At 66.7% G+C, this 19213-nt stretch carries 17 protein-coding genes; 8 read left to right on the top strand and 9 right to left on the bottom strand.

The features are described from left to right. Positions 1 to 18: 18 nt before the first annotated feature. The 8 genes from KEG57_RS45585 (at position 19) to KEG57_RS45550 (ending at position 8909) form a co-directional block, all read left to right on the top strand. The gene (locus tag KEG57_RS45585) at positions 19 to 765 is read left to right on the top strand and encodes a DUF5995 family protein (RefSeq protein ID WP_272427892.1); all 747 of its coding nucleotides are present in this window, start codon (positions 19 to 21) and stop codon (positions 763 to 765) included. Continuing rightward, positions 762 to 1454 carry a hypothetical protein gene (locus tag KEG57_RS45580; protein WP_272427893.1) on the top strand — a complete coding sequence of 231 codons (693 nt, stop codon included), beginning with the start codon at positions 762 to 764 and terminating at the stop codon, positions 1452 to 1454. Before KEG57_RS45585 ends, KEG57_RS45580 begins: the two co-directional genes overlap by 4 nt. Before the next feature lie 79 nt (positions 1455 to 1533). Next, positions 1534 to 1947 carry a DUF302 domain-containing protein gene (locus KEG57_RS45575; protein ID WP_272427894.1) on the top strand — a complete coding sequence of 138 codons (414 nt, stop codon included), beginning with the start codon at positions 1534 to 1536 and terminating at the stop codon, positions 1945 to 1947. A 133-nt stretch (positions 1948 to 2080) separates the two neighbouring features. Then, on the top strand, positions 2081 to 5116 hold the full coding sequence (locus tag KEG57_RS45570; protein WP_272427895.1) for a peroxisomal multifunctional enzyme type 2: 3036 nt from the start codon (positions 2081 to 2083) through the stop codon (positions 5114 to 5116). 28 nt (positions 5117 to 5144) lie between these two features. After that, positions 5145 to 6323 (top strand): lipid-transfer protein, encoded by a 1179-nt coding sequence (locus KEG57_RS45565; RefSeq protein ID WP_272427896.1) that lies wholly within the window; start codon positions 5145 to 5147, stop codon positions 6321 to 6323. Between the two features lie 603 nt (positions 6324 to 6926). Next, positions 6927 to 7535 (top strand): hypothetical protein, encoded by a 609-nt coding sequence (locus tag KEG57_RS45560; protein WP_272427897.1) that lies wholly within the window; start codon positions 6927 to 6929, stop codon positions 7533 to 7535. Positions 7536 to 7548: 13 nt separating this feature from the next. Then, entirely contained in the window at positions 7549 to 8307 is a 759-nt protein-coding gene (locus KEG57_RS45555) for a class I SAM-dependent methyltransferase (RefSeq protein ID WP_272427898.1), read from the top strand. 20 nt (positions 8308 to 8327) lie between these two features. Then, entirely contained in the window at positions 8328 to 8909 is a 582-nt protein-coding gene (locus KEG57_RS45550; protein ID WP_272427899.1) for a hypothetical protein, read from the top strand. Between the two features lie 319 nt (positions 8910 to 9228). On the opposite strand, the gene KEG57_RS45545 is transcribed toward KEG57_RS45550, so the two are convergent. The 9 genes from KEG57_RS45545 to KEG57_RS45505 all read right to left on the bottom strand — a co-directional run. Then, complete coding sequence (locus tag KEG57_RS45545; RefSeq protein ID WP_272427900.1) at positions 9229 to 10536, bottom strand: glycosyltransferase; 1308 nt, start codon at positions 10534 to 10536, stop codon at positions 9229 to 9231. Between the two features lie 56 nt (positions 10537 to 10592). Then, a complete protein-coding gene (locus KEG57_RS45540; RefSeq protein WP_272427901.1) occupies positions 10593 to 11093 on the bottom strand; it encodes a hypothetical protein in 501 nt (166 codons plus the stop codon). Between the two features lie 726 nt (positions 11094 to 11819). Continuing rightward, entirely contained in the window at positions 11820 to 12581 is a 762-nt protein-coding gene (locus KEG57_RS45535) for an alpha/beta fold hydrolase (RefSeq protein WP_272427902.1), read from the bottom strand. A gap of 20 nt (positions 12582 to 12601) precedes the next feature. Next, positions 12602 to 13729, bottom strand: a complete 1128-nt coding sequence (locus KEG57_RS45530) for a type 2 periplasmic-binding domain-containing protein (protein WP_272427903.1) — start codon at positions 13727 to 13729, stop codon at positions 12602 to 12604. Between the two features lie 360 nt (positions 13730 to 14089). Then, positions 14090 to 15307, bottom strand: a complete 1218-nt coding sequence (locus tag KEG57_RS45525; RefSeq protein WP_272427904.1) for an FAD-dependent monooxygenase — start codon at positions 15305 to 15307, stop codon at positions 14090 to 14092. A gap of 503 nt (positions 15308 to 15810) precedes the next feature. Beyond that, complete coding sequence (locus KEG57_RS45520; RefSeq protein WP_272459691.1) at positions 15811 to 16122, bottom strand: hypothetical protein; 312 nt, start codon at positions 16120 to 16122, stop codon at positions 15811 to 15813. A 206-nt stretch (positions 16123 to 16328) separates the two neighbouring features. Continuing rightward, positions 16329 to 17513, bottom strand: a complete 1185-nt coding sequence (locus KEG57_RS45515; protein ID WP_272459690.1) for a cytochrome P450 — start codon at positions 17511 to 17513, stop codon at positions 16329 to 16331. 173 nt (positions 17514 to 17686) lie between these two features. Further along, a complete protein-coding gene (locus KEG57_RS45510; protein WP_272459689.1) occupies positions 17687 to 18814 on the bottom strand; it encodes a glycoside hydrolase family 5 protein in 1128 nt (375 codons plus the stop codon). A 192-nt stretch (positions 18815 to 19006) separates the two neighbouring features. After that, positions 19007 to 19213, bottom strand: a 207-nt coding sequence (locus KEG57_RS45505) for a sigma factor-like helix-turn-helix DNA-binding protein (RefSeq protein WP_272459688.1), incomplete at its 5' end; no start/stop codon positions are given.

Genomic DNA, 19213 nt, shown 5'->3' with positions numbered 1-19213 from the left:
GGGGTAACCTCGCGGCGCATGAGCAGTCGCGAGTCCCTCGCCGATCGGATAAAGGCGCGGCCCCAGCGCTCCATCCACGACGTCCTCGCCGTGATGGAGATCATCGACGGCGCCCTGCCGAGCGCCGACGGCGTGCACGCCTTCAACGAGCTCTACTTCCTCGTGACGGACCGAATCCGCGCCGAGCTCGATCGAGGGCGGTTCACCACGCCCGTGCTGCTCGAGGAGCTCGACGTGGTCTTCGCGACCCTCTACTTCGACGCCTTCCTCGCCGAGCTCCGCGCCCCCGGATCGTCGCCGCGCGCCTGGCAGCCGCTCTTCGAATCCCGCAGCGAGCGCTCGATCTCGCGGCTCCAGCACGCCCTCTGCGGCATGAACGCCCACATCAACCACGACCTCGCGATCGCCGTGGTCGAGACGTGCGGTCGCAAAGGCATCGAGCCGCGGCGGGGGACGGGGTTTTTCGACGATTACCTCCTCATCAACGACATCCTGGAGGAGGCGGAGAAGGTCGCGACGAAAAAACTCGCGACGGGGGTTTTTCGCGACGTCGAGGAGGCGCTCGGCCGGGTGGACAACGTGATGGCCATGTGGAGCGTCCGGCGCGCGCGTGACGCCGCCTGGGCCAACGCCGAGGTGCTCTGGGCCATCCGCGACAACGATCTGCTCTACGAGACCTTCCTCAAGACCATCGACCGCATGGCCGGGTTTGCCGGTCGAGGGCTCTTGCTTCCGAGGGGTTTCGGGGGAGAACCAGAGACGTGAACACGGAAGGCATGGGGACACGCGGGGGCAGGGTTCGAGGGGGCAGGCGGGAGGCGGCCGAGACCACCTGGTCGCATCCGTTGAACCCCGAGGCCGGCATGACGCCCATGCCGAGTGATCCACGCGAGGTCGAGGCGGCGCTCCGGGCAGGGAAGATTTCCCTGCGGCTCACGCCCTATTACGGGTTCCGGTACGGCGAGCGGGGCGTCCGGTTCACGCAGAGCGACAGCGCGTTCCTCGCGACCTTGCCCGAGCACAACGAGGCCACGATCAAGCGCCAGGTCGAGTGGCTCGCCGGCGTGCTCTCGAACCGCGGGATGCCGAGCCTCCTGCTCGAACAACACCTGCGCGTGCTCGCGCGCGAGCTCACGCGGGCCGTGCCGGAGAAGCGCGATTTTTATCGGGCGCTCTTCGTGGCATCCGACGGGCTCCGCTCGCGCCGGACGAAGCACATGCCGGAGAGCGCGGGCAGGCCCATCGGCGAGGCGTTTCCCGCGGCGGCGGGGCTACCGAACACGTGGCTCGCGCGGGGGACGGGGCACCTCTTCGTCGCCGCGGTGGCCGACGAGCGGGCGGGCATGCCGAACGCGGTGCCGAGCATCGAAGCCTTTTTCCTCGACGCGGCCACGTTCCCGCCGCGCTTCCTCGAGGCGGCGCGACAAACGATCAAGCGCGCGCGGGCGGCCTGACGGGCGGCCGATCCTCGAATCGGCCCTCCGTCCCTTTCGATCGCCAGCGCGGTGCGCCACGTTCCGCGGAGAGGGGACCATGGCCCGAACGAATCTCCGCGCTTCACTCGACCTCCCGTACGACGAGGCGCTGGCGAAGATCCCCCAGCTCCTGAAGGACGTCGGATTCGGCGTCCTCACGCGGATCGACATCGACGAGACGCTGCGCGCCCGACTCGGCGTGCCTTTCCGGCGGTATACGATCTTCGGAGCATGTAACCCCGTGCTCGCGCACCGGGCGCTGTCGGCCGATCCGGAGGTCGGCATCCTCGTGCCTTGCAACCTCGCCGTGTACGAGGACGACGACGACCGGACGATCGTGGTCATCATCGACCTGCTCGAATCGCTCGCCAACGACGAGGAAGCGGCGCTGCGCGAGGTCGCGGCCGAGGCCCGGACGAGGCTCAACCACTTGCTTTATTGCCTCTCGACGGTGACCCGCCGCGCCGCTTGATGCCCGGACGGGACGCACGTGTGTTGCCCTGGCAAAAGGCCTCCGCACGTTCTCGTCCACACGAAACCATTGACGCCGCACGCGGAGTCGGATACTTCGTACGCGAAACTTTCTCGCGCGAGGGATCCAGCTCATGGCGAACGAGCTTCGTTTCGATGGAAGAGTGGCGATCGTTACCGGTGCGGGCAACGGACTCGGGCGTGCACACGCGCTCCTGCTCGCGAGCCGCGGGGCCAAGGTCGTGGTCAACGATCTCGGCGGCGGCCGGCATGGCGGGGGCACGAGCTCCGAGGCGGCGGACAAGGTCGTCGCCGAGATCAAGGCGGCCGGCGGCGAGGCCGTCGCGAACTACGATTCGGTCGAGCAGGGGGGCAAGATCGTGCAGAGCGCGCTCGACGCGTTCGGCCGCATCGACATCGTGGTCAACAACGCCGGCATCCTGCGGGACGTCACGTTCCACAAGATGACCGAGGAAGACTGGGAGCTCATCTACCGGGTGCACGTGCTCGGCAGCTTCCGCGTCACGCACGCGGCGTGGCCGCACATGCGCGATCAGGGCTACGGCCGCATCATCTTCACGTCGTCTGCGGCCGGCATTTACGGCAACTTCGGGCAGGCGAACTACTCGATGGCCAAGCTCGGCCTCGTCGGCCTCTCGAGCACGCTCTCGCTCGAGGGCAAGAAGAAGAACGTTCTCGTGAACACCATCGCGCCGCTCGCGGGCTCGCGCCTGACGGAGACGGTGCTGCCGAAGGAGCTCATCGACGCGCTCCGGCCCGAGTACGTGAGCCCGCTCGTCGCCTACCTGTGTCACGAGAGCTCGACCGAGACCGGCGGGCTTTTCGAGGTGGGCGGCGGCTTCTTCGCGAAGCTCCGCTGGGAACGCGCCGAGGGCAAGACGGTGCGGCTCGGGCGCGACATCAAGATCGAGGACGTCCAGAAGAGCTGGGGCGCGATCGCGGGCTTCGACAAGACCACGCATCCGGCCGAGATCAATCAGTCGATGGGCCCGGTCATGGCGAACGTGCAGGCCGGCCCCACCAAGGGCGGCAACGACCTCATCGACGTCGATCAGGCGCTCGGGTACGAGTATCCGCCGGTTCATTCGAGCTACGACGAGCGTGATCTTTCGATCTACGCGCTCGGCGTCGGCGCGGCGGAGAACCCGCTCGACGAGAAGGAGCTGCGCTACGTCTACGAGCTGCACGGGCAGGGCTTCGTCCCGCTGCCCACGTACGGCGTGGTGGCGGCGCTCTCGGCGCTCATGGATCTCGCCAAGCAGGGCAAGACCGCGCCGGGCATGAACTACGGGCTCGATCGGCTCCTGCACGGCGAGCAGTACCTCGAGCTCACGCGCCCGCTGCCGCCGAAGGCGAAGCTGACGCACAAGGCCAAGGTCAAGGAGATCTGGGACAAGGGCAAGAACGCGCTGGTCGTCACGGAGATCCGGACGACGGACGAGTCGGGCGAGGTGCTCCTGCGCAACGAGAGCACGGCCGTCATCCGCGGCGCGGGCGGCTGGGGCGGCGATCGCGGGCCGTCGTCGGACATCAACGTGCCGCCGGAGCGCGCAGCTGACGCCACGATCGAACAGAAGATCCCCGACAACCAGGCGCTTCTTTATCGCCTCTCCGGCGACTGGAACCCGCTCCACGCCGACCCGAGCTTCGCGAGCGCGTTCGGCTTCACGAAGCCGATCCTGCACGGGCTCTGCACGTTCGGTTACGCCGCGCGGCACGTGATCCACACGTTCGCGGGCGGGGACGCGCGCAAGTTCAAGAGCATCAAGGTGCGCTTCGCGGACAGCGTGTTCCCGGGCGAGACCGTGGTGACCGAGATGTGGAAGGAGAACGACGAGCGCATCGTGTTCCGCTGCAAGGTCAAGGAGCGCGACAAGGTCGTCATCTCGAACGCGGCGATCGAGCTCTGGAAGGAGATCCCGCAGCCGAAGGCGAAGCCCGCGGCGGCTGCTTCTGCGGCGGCGCCCGCGAAGGCGGCCGACGATCCGGCCGGCGACGTGTTCATCGGGATCCGCGATTTCGTCGAGAAAAACCCAGCGGTCGTCGAGAAGGTGAAGACCATCTTCCAGTTCGACCTCAAGGGCCCGGACGCGACCTGGACGATCGATCTGAAGAACGGCAAGGGCGCGGTCTTCGAGGGCAAGGGCGCGGACAAGGCGGACACGGTGCTCGAGATCGCGTCGTCGGATTGGCTCGCGATGGCCACGGGCCAGGCCGACCCGCAGAAGCTCTACTTCGAGGGCAAGCTCAAGATCTCGGGCAACGTCATGGCCTCGCAGAAGCTCGGGTTCATGAAGAAAATCGATCCCGAGCAGGCCAAGGCCGCCATCGCGGCGCACAAGGCCAAGGCCGGCGGCGCGGCGGCTCCGGCTGCGGCGGCGCCCGCGAAGACGGCCGAGGATCCGGCCGGCGACGTGTTCATCGGGATTCGCGACTACGTCGAGAAAAACCCGGCGGTCGTCGAGAAGGTGAAGACCATCTTCCAGTTCGAGCTCAAGGGCCCGGACGCGACCTGGACGATCGATCTGAAGAACGGCAAGGGCGCGGTCTTCCCGGGCGCGGGCGCGGACAAGGCCGATACGGTGCTCGAGATCGCGTCGTCGGATTGGCTCGCGATGGCCACGGGCCAGGCCGATCCGCAGAAGCTCTACTTCGAGGGCAAGCTCAAGATCTCGGGCAATGTGATGGCCTCGCAGAAGCTCGGGTTCATGAAGAAGATCGATCCCGAGCAGGCCAAGGCCGCCATCGCGGCGCACAAGGCGAAGGCCGCGAGCGGCGAGGTGAAGGCCGAGACGGCTCCGCAAGCGGCGGCGGCGCCGAAGGGGCCGGGTGCGGCGGCGGTGTTCGATGCGCTGAAGGAGCGGCTCGGGAAATCGTCCGGGCTTGCAAAGGAAGTCGACGCGATCATCGAGTTCCGGCTGACGGAGGGCGACTGGCACGTCGACCTCACCGGTGGCAAAACCACGGTGGCGACGGGCCGGGCGACGAACCCGTCGGCGGTGCTCACGCTCTCGACGGAGGATTTCGTCGCGCTCGTGTCGGGGAAGGAGCAGGAGGCGCGGCTGTTCCAGACGGGCCGCCTGCGGGTCGACGGCGACGTACGTATCGCCTCGAACCGCCTGCACTTCTTGAAGGGGCTTTTGGGTTAATCGCGCACGTTCGCAGAAGGAGGCTCAAATGGGCAGGCGAGTCAACGTCATCGGCGTCGGAATGGTGAAGTTCCAGAAGCCAGGCGCCAGCGAAGAGTACAACGTGATGGCCGCGAAGGCGGCGCGCACGGCCCTCGCGGACGCGGGCGTCGATTACAACGAGGTCGAGCAGGCGTACGCCGGGTACGTCTTCGGCGACAGCACGTGTGGGCAGCGGGCGGTCTACGAGGTCGGCCTGACGGGCATTCCCGTCATCAACGTGAACAACAACTGTTCGACCGGCTCGACGGCGCTCTACCTCGGCCGGCAGGCCATCGAAGGCGGCCTCGCCGAGTGCGTGATCGTGGTCGGCTTCGAGCAGATGGAGAAGGGCGCGCTGAACGCGAAGTGGGCCGATCGAACGAACCCGATGGACAAGCACCTGGACGTGATGAACCGCGTGCAGGGCTTCAACCAGGCGCCGCCGACGGCGCAGATGTTCGGCGGCGCGGGGCGCGAGTACCGCTGGAAGTACGGCGCGAAGCGCGAGACGTTCGGCAAGGTCGCGGAGAAGGCGCGCAAGCACGCGAGCAAGAACCCCTACGCGCTCTTCAACGAGGTCCTCTCGCTCGAGCAGATCATGGCCTCGCCCGAGGTCTTCGATCCGCTGACGCGCTTCCAGTGCTGCCCGCCCACGTGCGGCGCGGCGGCGGCGATCCTCTGCTCGGACGATTTCGCCCGCAAGAAGGGGATCTCGAACGCGGTCTACATCGCGGCGCAGTCGCTGACCACGGATTATGCGTCGAGCTTCGGCGACAGCATGATCAAGATGATCGGCTATGACATGACGAAAACGGCCGCCGATCAGGTTTACGCGAAATCGGGGATCGGGCCCGAGGACGTGCAGGTGGTGGAGCTCCACGACTGCTTCACGGCGAACGAGGTCGTGACGTACGAGGGGCTCGGCCTGTGCAAGGAGGGCGAGGCCGAGAAGTTCATCGAGGAAGGGAACAACACGTACGGCGGCAAGTACGTGACGAACCCCTCGGGCGGCCTGCTCTCGAAGGGCCATCCGCTCGGGGCGACCGGCCTCGCGCAATGCACCGAGCTCGTCTGGCAGCTCCGCGGCACGGCCGAGGCGCGCCAGGTCGAGGGGGCGAAGGTCGCCCTCCAGCACAACCTCGGCCTCGGCGGGGCCTGCGTCGTGACGATGTACCGCAAGGACTGACGCGAACACGCGCCGGACGAACGGAGGCCGCGCTCGAAAGGGCGCGGCCTTCGTCGTTTCGAAAGCGGTTGTGGCGCGGCGACGACACCCGGACACGAGCGCCCCTGTAGAGAAACGGCGACACCACGACAGACGCGCCGTGGCGTGACCACGACACCCAAGTAAGGCTCCACCCGCGTGCTTGGAGGAGGGGAGACACGCCTCGGGGGGTTCGTGCGGCTTTTCTCGCTCGGCATCTGTCTTGCTCGGTCATCGCGGCGGAGGCGCACATGCCCACGAAGCGTTTCGCCGCCGTCGTCCTCGCGCTCTCGATGACGACGAATGCTGCGGCGGCAGAAGAGCCCAAGGTCGACGTGTCTTCGAATGCCGAGTCCCGGACGGAAGCGCCGCGGCCGCGGCCCCATCAAATCAATGGATTCACCGAGGTTCGGGGCTCCAGATCGAAGGCCTGCTCTCCGGCTCCCTGGGCTTCGACATCCACGCGGGACCGGTCGTCGTGGGCGCCTACGGGACGGCGTATGGGTTCACTGGGGACCCATGTCCCGGTGTTCGGACCGGGCGTGCGTCTCGGCGGGCGATTCTAAGGACGAGAGGAGCTTCGCGATGATTTCGTTCGACTGGAGAAAACAAAGCGGCATCCTTGCCATCCTCCTCGCGCTCGGGACCGTGACGAATGCGGCGGCGGCGAAGGATTTGACGAATCCGTACGAGCGGTACGAACCCAAGGTGGAGGAGCCGCCTCCGCGGCCCTACCAGGTCAATGGGTTCTTCGAGATGCGCTACAGCATCGGCGGCGCGGAGAGCGGCGTCGCGGGGCTCGAGTTCTCGTACCTGGCCCATCCACACGTCAGGCTCGGCGCGGCGCTGAGCCTCCCGATCGGGGTGGGGTCGGCCGAATATTGCTGGGAACGGGGGTTCGATTGCACCTTCAACTACGTCGCCCCCATCGGCTTCGTGGAGGCGCACGCCCGCCCGAAGGCCGTCTTCGATCCGTGGGCCCGCGCGGGTATCGGCGTCCCCTTCATCTATTCGCACCATGACCCACTGAGGCCCGACCTGCGATTGCGCGTCGAGGGCATGTTCATTGCATCGCTGGGATTCGACATCCACGTAGGGCCGTTCGTCGCCGGCGTGTACGGGACGGCGAACCTGTTCACCGGGGATCATTCGCCGGTGTTCGGCCCAGGCGTGCGTATCGGCGGTCAATTTTGAAAGGGGCTTCCCAATGAATCCGAACGGAACGACGAAACCCATGGTATCGATGATGGAGACGCTCGCCCACTGGCATTTCCGCCGCATCGAGGAGTGCTCGACGCTGCTGCAATGGCTGAATCCGCAGCCCGGGGAGCGGGTCCTCGACATCGGTTGCGGCGACGGGTATTACGACGCGCGTATCGCGGCGCGAGGCGCGCACGTGGTCGGCGTGGACATCCATGAAAAACGTCTCGCCAAGGCGCAACGCAAGCACCAGAGCGAGCGGACGGACTATCATTACATGGACGCCGAGGAGCTCGGCTTCGAGCGCGCCTCGTTCGACAAGGTGATCTCGTTCTGCGTCATCGAGCATTTCCGAAACGAGGACCGCGTGCTCGAGCACGTGAGCCGCGTGCTCCGGCCCGGCGGAAAGCTGTTTCTCTCGGCCGACAGCCTGTCGAACCCCGAGGTCACGGACGCGGAGCGCGAGGCGCATCGCCGGAGGTACGCGGTAAACAATTTTTACACCATGGAGCACCTGCAGGAAAAACTCGAACGAGCCGGGCTCGTGCTCGAGCGATACCATTACATCCTCACGACGCCCATCACGCTCGCGCTGGCGCGGCTGTCGTGGAAGCTCGACGATCTGCCGCCGTTCCTGATGCCGCTGCACGGAATCGGGTACGCGGCGCTGGGGACGGTGGGCAAGTTCATCTCGGATTTCGCCGAGGATCACGCGCGGCGGCCAGACAGCGGGCTGACGCTTTTGGCCGAAGCGCGCAAGCGCTGATCCCTTCGATGAAGGCACGCATGCGACACCTCCTCGCCCTTGTTTCATGCCTCGCTCCCGGCTCGATCGCCGCGGCAGCGTCGGCCGCCGAGCCTCCGCCTCCGCACGCCCCGGCAAAGAAGCCCTTTCCCCGCTGGAGAACGAACCATTTCATAGAGGGTGCGCTCGCCCTCAACGCTCCTGGCGTCATGTTCGTGCACGGCCCCGAGGTCTCGTACGCGCTGACCCCGCACCTCCGGCTCGGCGGAGCCTTGCAGCTCCCACTCAAGGTCTCCCAAGGATATCATTGCGCTGATCCGTGGCTGGGGGAGAGCCCTTGCAACTTCTACTCGGTGGGGCTCCGCAGCTACGCGGAACTCCACGCAGCCCAGGGCACCGAGGCCGATCCCTGGATACGCGGCGGCATCATGCCGCTCGTCCACGCCCCGCGCGCCCACACCGCTTCCACTTCCTACCAACCCGATCTCGGCTTCTTCGCCTCCGCCGGCATCGATTTCAACATCGGCCCGGTGTTCGTGAGCCTCTATGGCACAGTGTCCGCGTTCGTCGGAGAGCAAGCCCATCTCGGAGGCGGCGGCCTCCGGCTCGGCGGGCAGTTCTGAGGCCGTTGCGCCGGGGCTCTGCCCCGGACCCCGCGGGGGCTATTCGCCCCTCGACCCGAACCAGGGCAAGCCCTGGACTCGGGTTGGAAGAACTGCGCGATGCGCAGTTCTTCCACGAGCCGGTGGCAAGACCAGGTACAGCGTTGCCAGTCGAAATGGCAGCGCCGCCGCTTTGCCTGGCAGGGCCTTCGCTGGTCTTGACTGCGGCCTGTTCGATGAACTGCGCATCGCGCAGTTCATCGACCCCGGGTCCAGCGCTTGCGCTGGTCCGGGTCCAGGGGCGGATAGCCCCTGGTGGGGCCTGGGGCAACGCCCCAGCTCAGCGCCTACCGGACACGAGGCCGTCGAGCACTGCTGCAAACCGATCTGCGGCCGTCTCCGAGGAAAACTCGGCTGGCGCCGGGACGGGGGTGGGCAGCGCGCGCGCCCTTCGGAATTGCTCGTAATGCGCTGAGAGGGCCGCCACGAGTGCATCGACGTCCCCGGGCCGGATGCGCCGGTTGTCCGAACGGTGCGCGAGCAATTCGTCGACCTCGACGTTTTCCGTGATCGAGACGATTGGCATCCCCGAGGCGATGTAATCGTACGTCTTCGCCGCGATCCGCAGGACCACGCGCGGATCCACCATCGAAAGCAGCACGTGGGCGCGGCGCAGCTCGCCGAGCAGGGCGCGTTGCGGGATCGTCGGCGCGAACTCGACGAAACCCGAGAGCCCCAGCCGTTCGACCTCGGCGCGCTCGTATTCTGTTGCGCGACCGATCTGCCGGAGCACGAGGTCCGCGGGGGTGAGGTTTTCTCGGTCGATGAGGAGGCGCAACGCCCGGCCGATGTCGTCGACGCGTGTCTCGGCGCGCAAGGTGCCGGTGTGCAGGATCGTGAATCGCGCGGGCGGCTCGGGCGACGCGGGGGCGGGGTCGTAGAGGGACGCGTCGAAATGGTTGCGGACGAAGGACGATTTGCCGGCGAGGAACGGGTAGCGCTCCTGGTATGCGGCGAGGGCGCGGCGCGTGTTCAGGACGACGTGGTCGGCGCGCGCGAGGATGCGTTGTTCGAGGGCGGCGACGACGTGATGGCGGGCCCGCTCGGCGGCGTCGCGTGGCGGCGCGGCCCCGGACTCGTGCAGGCCCCAGGGGTCGCGGAAATCCAGGACGAGCGGCAGGCCGAGGCTGCGGGCCACGTGTACGCCCACGGGCAGGCAGGAGAAGGGACCCGCGCTCACGACCACGGCGCGCGCGTCCTCGCGGCGGGCGAGCTCGACGGCTTCGTGGGCGGCGTGCGGGCCGTGGAGCAAGCAGCGGTCGCCGAGGTCGCGGAAGGGGTTCAGGCCCTCGATGGGGCGTGCGGGGCCACGCGGGGCCGGCTTGGGGCCGCGGAGACGTTTTTCGAGGGCGGTGAGGCCGTCGCGCGCGGCGAGGATGCGGCGGTCGACGTAGGCGTCGTGGGTCACGACCTCGGGCGGCAGGGCGCGGACGAGCTCTGGATCGCGGGCGTCCTCGGGGAAGGTCGCGCAGAGGACGGCGGGGCGGAAGCCTCGCGGGACGAGGTGACGCGCGAGCTTGACCCAGCGGTATGCGCCGACGGCGGCCTGGGGCGCGAAGTAGGGGGCGATGAGGAGGAAGGTGCGCACGGGGTCCCGACGCGGCCGACGATAGCAGACGCGACGCGGACGTGCTGGAGACAGCTTCAGGTGCCGTCTGCGGCCGGGGTCTTGGCGGCGGCGGCCGCCTCGTTCTTGCGGCGCGTCGCGGCGGCCTTGACGCCGACTTGCGCGACGTATTTGAGGAGTTTTTCGAATGCCGCTTCGACCGAGGGGTCCTTGCGGGCCACGGTGCGCTTGACGGTCTCGGCGAGCTGGGAGAACTCGGCTTCGCGCTGATCCTCGTGGTAGGCGATGCTCTCTTCGAGGACCTCGACCAGCTTGCGGGCGTCGCCGAGCAGCTCATTGAGCAGCTTGACGTTCGCGGTGGAGGTCGCGATGCGCCCGATCAAGTCGAGCGAGACGCCGAGCGTCGCGGCGTATTTTGTGAGGGCGCTGGGCACCTCGAGGAGGACGTCTTCGAGCCCCTCCTGCGCGCGCTTGAGCATACGCCCGGCCCCCGGCGCCAGGTCGAAGATGATCTCCTTGGCGGCGTTGGCATCGATGAGAAGCTTGCCGGTGAACGGTGCGATGGGAACGTGTGCCACGATTCCTCCTGGGGTGTGTCCCCGTCGGATGCGGTGTGTTTGCACCGTATGTGAACGTGCGTGTCGTGGCAACAAAATAAGGAGAAGTGGGACGGGCGAGTGAGCCGTGACCCTCCTGGCGAAGGTTGGCGATCTCCTGGCGGAGGCGGGGGACGTCCTTCCGGGCATCCATGAACTCCTGCTGGAGGTGGGCGGCGTCCTGCCGGAAGCGGGTGAGGTCCTCCCAGATGAGGAACGACGTCCTGGTGGAGAGGGGCCACCTCCCGGCGGAGAGGGGCTAGCTCCTGCCGGAGGTTTTCGCACCCACGGGCGGAGGTGGGTGACGTCGGGGCGGACGTGGGCGATTTCCGGGGTGAGGTGGACGATCGCCTGGCGGAGATGGAGGGCCTCCGATCGGAGGTCACTCGACCTCCGATCGGAGGTCACTCGACCTCCGGCAGGAGGTTCAAAGACCAACGACGACCCTGCCCACCAAAACCGCGGCGTTGACGATTCAACTGGCAACGTGCCCGTCGCCAGCGTGGAACGCACCTTCCTGGTCTTGCCTGCGGCCTGTGGGAAGAACTGCGCATCGCGCAGTTCTTCCCCAAAAGGTCCAGGGCTTGCCCTGGTTCGGGTCGAGGGGCGAACAGCCCCCGCGGGGCCCGGGGCAGCGCCCCGGCGCGGCGGCCTTTGCCCTTTCAGGAACCGTCATTCTCCGGCGAGTACCTCATTCCATTCATGAAATCAGCCCCCGAGGAATTCGCCCGTCACCCGCACAAGCTCGTCGGGATGCGTCCAGATGAGCGCGTGGCCAGCGCCATCGATCATGACGAGCCGAGACCCGGGGATTCCGTCGTGGAGCATCTTCGCGTGGTGGATCGGGACCGCGTCATCGTTCGAGGCGGCGATGACGAGCGTCGGACATCGGATCTGGGCCAGACGGCGCCTGCTGTCGAACGCCATCGCCTCCCTCCACGCGGACACCATCATCTTGTCGTCCTGGTTCGCGATGAGGTCGATAACCCAGTCGGCACGCTCCTTGGCAAGCTGCTTCAATCCTTGTGCGAGGACGAGCTTCGCAAACCGCCTCATGCCAAGGGCGTGGATGAGAAACGGCACGATGTGGCCTTCGATCCTCTCGCGCAATGTCGCCATGTTGAAGGCGTAGGTGCATGCGAGCACGAGGTGGTCGCATCGACGGGGGTGGTCGAGGACCAGTTGTTGCGCAATTGCACCGCCCTGCGAATAGCCGAGCACCGCGGTAGAGTCGATGCCCAGATGGTCGAGCAGGCGCGACAGGTCAGATGCAAGCTGTGCCGTCGTATACGGCGGCGCAAGTCCCCGGCTCCGCCCGTGGCCGCGCAGGTCTGGAACGATCACGCGATGCCGGGCTGCGAGATGTTCGATGACCGGCTCGAACATCTCCCCCGTGATCATCAACCCATGTATGAGCAGGAGGGGCGGTCCTGATCCGCGCTCGGTGAAGTAGACGAGATCCGAGGGCACCGGGACAGAGCTCCGTGACTTCACGGCTTGAGGATTTCCTTGTCGAGTTTCTTTCCGATGGCGCGCAGGCGTGCATTGAGCTTCCGTCCTCGCACGGGAATGGCGCCTGAAAGTGCGGGCCGTAGCTTGCTGTAGAGCGGCGCCGCGACAAGAACATCCTTGTCCGTATACAGATCGGTTCGGGCAGGGAGCAGATACCGCGGGGGCGCTCCGTAGCGAGCCGGCAAGAGCGAGCGTTTGACTTCCGCGGAGCTCGTGACATGAGCGATGAACGCGGTGGCATCGGGCAAGCACTTCTCGTCGCAGGTCGTCGAGATGGTCAGCATGTCTACCCACGCAAAGGGATGCGAACCCTTGTCGGAAAGCGGAAGCGGCTTCATCTCGATGTCCTCGAGGTCGAGACATTCACCTTTTCGACAGGATTCGTGTTGCTCCAACGCGATGTAGTACAGACGCTCGGAGTATCCCACGAGTGCTCGACCACGCTTTCTCGCGAATTGTCGCGCGTAAAAGCTGGTTGCCTCGTGATAATCGGAATCGCGGCACATGCCTGTGTCGCAGAGAGTTATGGCTCTCTGAAGATTTGCGGTCGCGCCGCCGAGAAGGTTTGTGTCAAGCAGATACGGTTCTGCAGCGGACAGGTCCCCGAGCTCATCGAGCGTGGCATCGAGGTACAGTTCTCCCAGGGTCGACTTGCCCTTCGCGTCGACCAGGAGTCCTTGATCCGGCGAATGCTTGACTCCTATCAGCGACTCGACATCTTTTAGCGTGCCTGCGCTTCCGAGCGGGTCACCCGATCGATAGAAGATGTAGTTCGTGCAGGCCCAATGGGGCAAGCCCCACCACTCATTCTTGACTTTCGCGGAGTCCTCCGCCACCTGAACCATGGTGTTCGCGGGGGGCACCAATTCCTTTGGGAGCGCCTGGATCCGCTTCTGGTCTATGAAGTCCGCCAAGAAGACGCCGTCGAGCTCGTAGACTTGTGCGTTGGTATTCGTGATCGCCTGGGGCTCGTCCTCGTTGTAGTAATTGGCAGAAAGGTCGATGATCTGCAGGTCGACGTCGGGGTGGTCGCGCTCGAAGCTGTGTTCGATATCGTAAAAGAGGCTCTGGTAATCAGGCAGGAAGGGGTAGAGGGCGACGGTCAACGTACGTCGAGGAGCAGGGGCACAGTCTGCCTTCGCATTCGTTGACGCGGCTGGGGTCGCCGCCGGGGCGTCGGGAGCGGGGGGAACCGTGGGCGCACATCCGAGAAGGAGCACGAAGGCGGCTGTCAGGGCAGTGCAACGGATGATGGTTGATGGCATGGCGTCTCTCCCGTCTCTCAGTTTCCGTCGGTCTCGAATAAGGGCCACTGCGCTGCGGATCGGCGCTACGGCTCGCCCCCCCGCGGCGCGAACGTGGCTCGTTGACCAGAAGCTCCCGCCATCACCCAGGCCCACGGAAGTATGGATCTCACGACACGGCCCCAATCTGCAAGACAAACCAGAACCCTTCGGGACCACACATCATGCCTGCACGACGATGTCGCGCGTCTTCAGCTTGTCCTTGATGGTCAACCTTTCGAAGATCGGGCGCGTGACGGGCGAGCTGGCGAGGCGGAGGAACGCGGAGCGCAGGATCCGCTGAGCTTCCCCGGACGGGGTGAAGAACGCCCTCATTTTCACCCCGTCGGCCTGCAGCTCCGTGATGAACGGGCGCAGCTTCTCCTCCCAGGCGACGAGCGCGCGTCCCACGTCGTCAGGGTATTTCTCCAGCATGTTGCCAAGGAGCTCACTCCCGGCCAGGCCGGTCGAAGCGCCCATTCCTGAATACAGCGTCAAGCACCACGCGGCATCGCCGACCAGCACGACCCGCCCCTTGTGCCAGCAATTCATGCGAACCTGGTTGACCGAGTCGAACAGGTACTCGTCTGCGGCCGCGAAATCGTCGAGGAGCTGCCTCAGCACGGGCCCTGCCGGTTCCGGTCCGTACGCCTTGCGCAGCGACTCGATGGGGGGCCTTCGGAACTGCGCATCGACGTCGTCCACGCGGTAGGAGAAGAGCACGCCGGGGTTGTGGTCCGCGAAGGGGAAGACCCACGCCGACCGCCCGGCCTCGGCCAGGACCAGCCCATCATGCAGGTTGTAGCCGCGGACGGGTTTGCTGAGGATGGCTGCCCCGATCATGTAGTTCAGCGGGTAGAGGTAGTCTTCGTGCAGGCCGAAGACGAGCTTCCGGACGGTCGAGCGCATTCCATCGGCGCCCACCACGAGGTCGAAACGCTCGGTCACCGTCGCGCCGGTCTTCGTGTGGGTCATCGTGACCTCGGCGCCGCGCTCTCCCTGCTCGATCCTGGTGGGGACCGTCGAGAAGCGGATCTCCGCCTGCTCCGGCAGCGCGTCGAAGAGCGCATTCTCGACATCGCCGCGCAGCAGCATGCGCGGCGCGCCGGGCACGTCGGCGAAGGCCATGCCCTTGCGACGACGATTGGCCCGGTCGACCTCGAACGTCTTGCTTTGCGGGTGATTGCGGTTGCCCATCGCCTCCAGCACGCCGAGCCGCTTGGCGGACGCCTGGCCCGTGCCGAAGAGGCCAATGAAGTAGCCGCCTTTGCGGCGCTCGGGTGCACGCTCGATGATCACAGGCTCCCAGCCAGCGCGGTGCAGCCGCAGGGCCGTGGCGATGCCGGCAATGCCAAGTCCAACGATCAAAACGCGGCGCCCATGGGTTGCTGAAGTCGTCATGATGTTTTGACTCTAGCCATCGACGGCGCCCGCCGGCAGAGCATGGGTTGGGGCGGAAATCGGCCTGGATTGGGGTCGGCTGGAGGGCCCCATTGGTCTCATCTGGGAGGCGCTGAGCTGGGGCGTTGCCCCAGGCCCCACCGGGGCTATCCGCCCCTGGACCCGGACCAGCGCAAGCGCTGGACCCGGGGTCGATGAACTGCGCAACGCGCAGTTCATCGAACAGGCCAGGTCAAGACCAACGACGACCCTGCCGGCCAAGACAGCAGCGCTGACGTCTCGACCCATGACGCCGACGGCGTGAGACATACCTCCCGCTCCTTCTCTCGACCCAGGAAGAGCGCGGGCGGGTTCGGCGCGCGCAAGGTCAGCGGAAGTGACGCGGGGGAGTATCCGCGACCTTTTCTGGCGCAACGCCAGACTTTACGAACCGGATTGCGCGACGCGGGGGGAGGGGTCGCGCTCGCGACAACGCCCTGCCGCGTTCGGTGCCGGCGTACCGATCAGGGGTAAGTGTAGGTGTAGACGATCCAGCCGTTGCTGACGGTGCAGCTCGTGACGAACGTGATCGCCGAGGCCGCAGGCGCGCCGTGGTTCACCCACGCGTGGTGCTCGGCGATGTTCCACTCCGCCTGGGTGCAGGCGCGCCCACGGTCGAGCGGGTCCGGCGCCTCTCCGGCGCCCTCGAGCGCGATCTGGTCGCCGCCCTCGAGCTCGCGCCCGTCGCTGTCATCGAGGCCTTCGAACGCGAGTTCGGCCTCCTCGATCTCGTCGCCCCCCACGGCACAGCCCGCGAGGGACGCGGAAGCGATCATCAGCCCAACCAGAGCGTGCTAGAACATTGTGTAGCCTTCCTTCCGCAGGGGCCCGCTCCGCGCTTCGGCGAGCAAGCGGCAACCACCGGTGACCAGCATCCTGCAGAACCCCGGTGCCACACGTCCCCTGATCTCGGCTGATCTCGCACCCTCCCGGGATCGGAGGGCTTCGCCCCGGCGCGGCGGCCTCAACAAGAGACCCATGCTCAGGGGGCCGGGTCGAACTTCATCCAGCAAGTGAGCGGACCGCGCGCGGTCAGCGACATGTTCCAGGTGGGTTCGCGCGTGACGTGCACGCCGCGGATGTGCGGCAGGATCTCCTCGAGCGCGAAGCGCGCCTCGGCCCGTGCCAGCGCGGCTCCGAGACAGAAGTGGATGCCGTGGCCGAAGGAGATGCTCGCGCGCTGCTTGCGGTCTATGTCGAAGCGGTCCGGGTCCTCGAAGTAGCGCTCGTCGCGACAGGCCGAGGCCACGAGCAACAGCAGAATTGCGCCTGCGGGGACGCGTACCCCGGCGATTTCCTCCTCCGCCACCGACAGGCGCACCGCCATTTGCACCGGCGACTCGAAGCGCAAAAGCTCCTCGATGAAGTTTGGGATCTCGGTGGGATTGGCGCGCAGGCGGTCGAGCAGCGAGGGGTATGTGGCGAGGATGCGCAGCGCGCAGGTGAGCATGTGGGACGAGGTCTCGTAGCCCGCGACGATGATGACGAAGAGGGAGCTCAGGATCTCGTCGTCGGTGAGGTGGTGCCCCTCGATCTGGGCGTCGAGCAGGTCGCTCACCAGATCATCGCGCCGCGCGCGCCGCCGCTCCTCGATCACCTCCAGCAGGTAGCGCTCCTGCTCCGCGATGGACGCGCGGATGCGCGGCTGGGCCTCGGGTGGCGTACCGGGATTGATGGCGATGATATCGTCGTTCCATGCGCGGATGCGCTGGCGGTGCGCGCTCTCGATGCCGAGGAGGTTAGCGATGACGCCCATGGGCATAGCCGAGGCGATGTCGTCGCACACGTCGATCTCGCCGCCCTTGCGGGCACGGACGACGAAATCACGGGCAACGGCGCGGGCCAGCGGCTCGATGCGCGGGAGGACGCGTACCTTGAAGGCGTCGGTGGCGAACGCGCGGTACTTGCCGTGCTGCGGAGGGTCCATCATGGCGATGGAGTCGGCCAGCGGGTTACGCTCGATCCATGGCTGAATGGCCGCGGCGCGCTGGCCATAGGACGAGAAGCGCGTGGGTTGCTTGAAGATCTCCACGATGTCGTCGTAGCGGCTCACGGCCCACATCCCGCCGGGATCGACCTGCGTCACCGGTGCCGACCGGCGCAGCTCGGCGAAGTACGGATACGGGTCCTTGCGGAACTCGGGGTCGAACAGGTTCAAGCGTGCCATGAGGCTCCTTGGCGAGGGGTCAGTCCTGGAGAGTGCGACGCGGCGAACGGGGCTCGTACCATGATAAGCGAGCACGGCGTACGCGCGAATCGCATATCGGCGCGCGTCCGATTCCGTCCGCACCCGCGTGCCCGAACCGACCCCCTTTCGGTGCAGGCCTTCCCGGGCAAGGGTCAGCGCAAGAGCGCATCCTGCAGGTACGTGACCCAGTTCCCGGTCTTCACGTCCATCGCCTTCATGGTGCCCCCGTCGTCCCAGTACGCCCAGGCAATACCGCGCAGCTCGGCCTCGCGCCGGACCAGGCGCACATAGGTCGCGCGCGATTGCTGATCGGCATTGTCGATGCAGCCGAATTCGCCCATGTACACCCGGCGCCCGGTGGCCTGGATGTAGCGGTCCACCTTCTCGAACTCGGCCCGCACACCAGCCGGCCCGTTTGGGTTCTGCGACAGGGGCTGCGTGTTGTAGCGGCTGAACCAATCGTTCACCCAGCCCACCCGCTGCGCGGCCTCGACGGGCGTGAGCGGCGCTGCCGGCGGGCCGGGGAAGACGATCCCGGTCGTGCCGTATTCCGGGGCCATCCACGGCGCGCCCTGGTGCGTGAAGAGAATGGGCTGGTACATGTGGAACGTGGGGATCAGGTTGGGGTCGTCCTTGGGCAGCGTGAGCTCGTCCAGCCAATCGGCCGAGGCCCAGAAGTACCCGTCGACGATGATCCGCCGCGTGGGATTTTTCGCGCGGATGATGGCGATGGCCTTGTTGGAGATCTCGTTGACGATGTTGGCGTTCAAGTTTCCGTTGGGCTCGTTGAGCAGCTCGAAAACCACGCTGGGGGGGCGACTCGCGTAGCGCTCGGCGAGCTGCGTCCAGATCCCCAGGAACCGCGATGTGTGCGCGGCCGGTTCCTTCATCAGCTCCTCGTAGTGGTGGAAATCGAGGATCACCGACAGACCCCGCGCCGCCGCCCGATCGAGCGCCCAGTCGACGCGCTCCAAGAACGCCGCGTCCACGGTAAACGGCGCGCTCGCCTGGGCGTGCGCGCTGAAGCGCACCGGCAGCCGGACGTGATCCAGGCCCGCAGCGGCCGCCATCTCGAAATGGCGCTCGTCGAGCGTCACCCCCCACGCGCCCTCGTTCGGCGCGTCGAGGGCGTTGCCCAGGTTGATGCCGCGCCGGAAGCCCTCGAACGGCGCGGACTGCGCGACGCCGGCGGGGTTCGGCGCGATGTCCCGGGCCGAGCCCCGCGGGATGCAGCCGGAAACCAGGGGAATCCACGACAGCGTGTGCCACAGCGCGCGCATCGAATCGCCTCCGACCGCCACGCTGCCCTGATCAGTGGCAGGCTGCAAGACACACCGCTGAACTGAGGCGGAGGCGGGGGCGGAGGCGCGTGCGGAGGCGGAAGCGGAAGCGGAGGCGCAAACGCAAACGCAAACGCAAACGCAAACGCAAACGCAAACGCAAACGCAAACGCAAACGCAAACGCAGGCGGATCAGGCGAGCGCGAGCGTTTGCAGGTGCCGTCGGGCGAGGGAGATGCGGGCGTAGGCGGTCTTCGTTTTGATGCCGAGCACTTCGGCGATCTCCCGGATCGAACGGCCTTCCAGGTAAGGCACCACGACCGCACGGATGCGCGGGCCGATCCTCAAGAGGAATCGCTTGAGCCGGAAGAGCCCGTACGTCGCCAGCACGAGCGCCTC

The organism is Polyangium jinanense, assembly GCF_028435365.1.
Note: the sequence above shows the minus strand (reverse complement) of the source record. Positions and strands in the feature narration are given on the sequence as shown.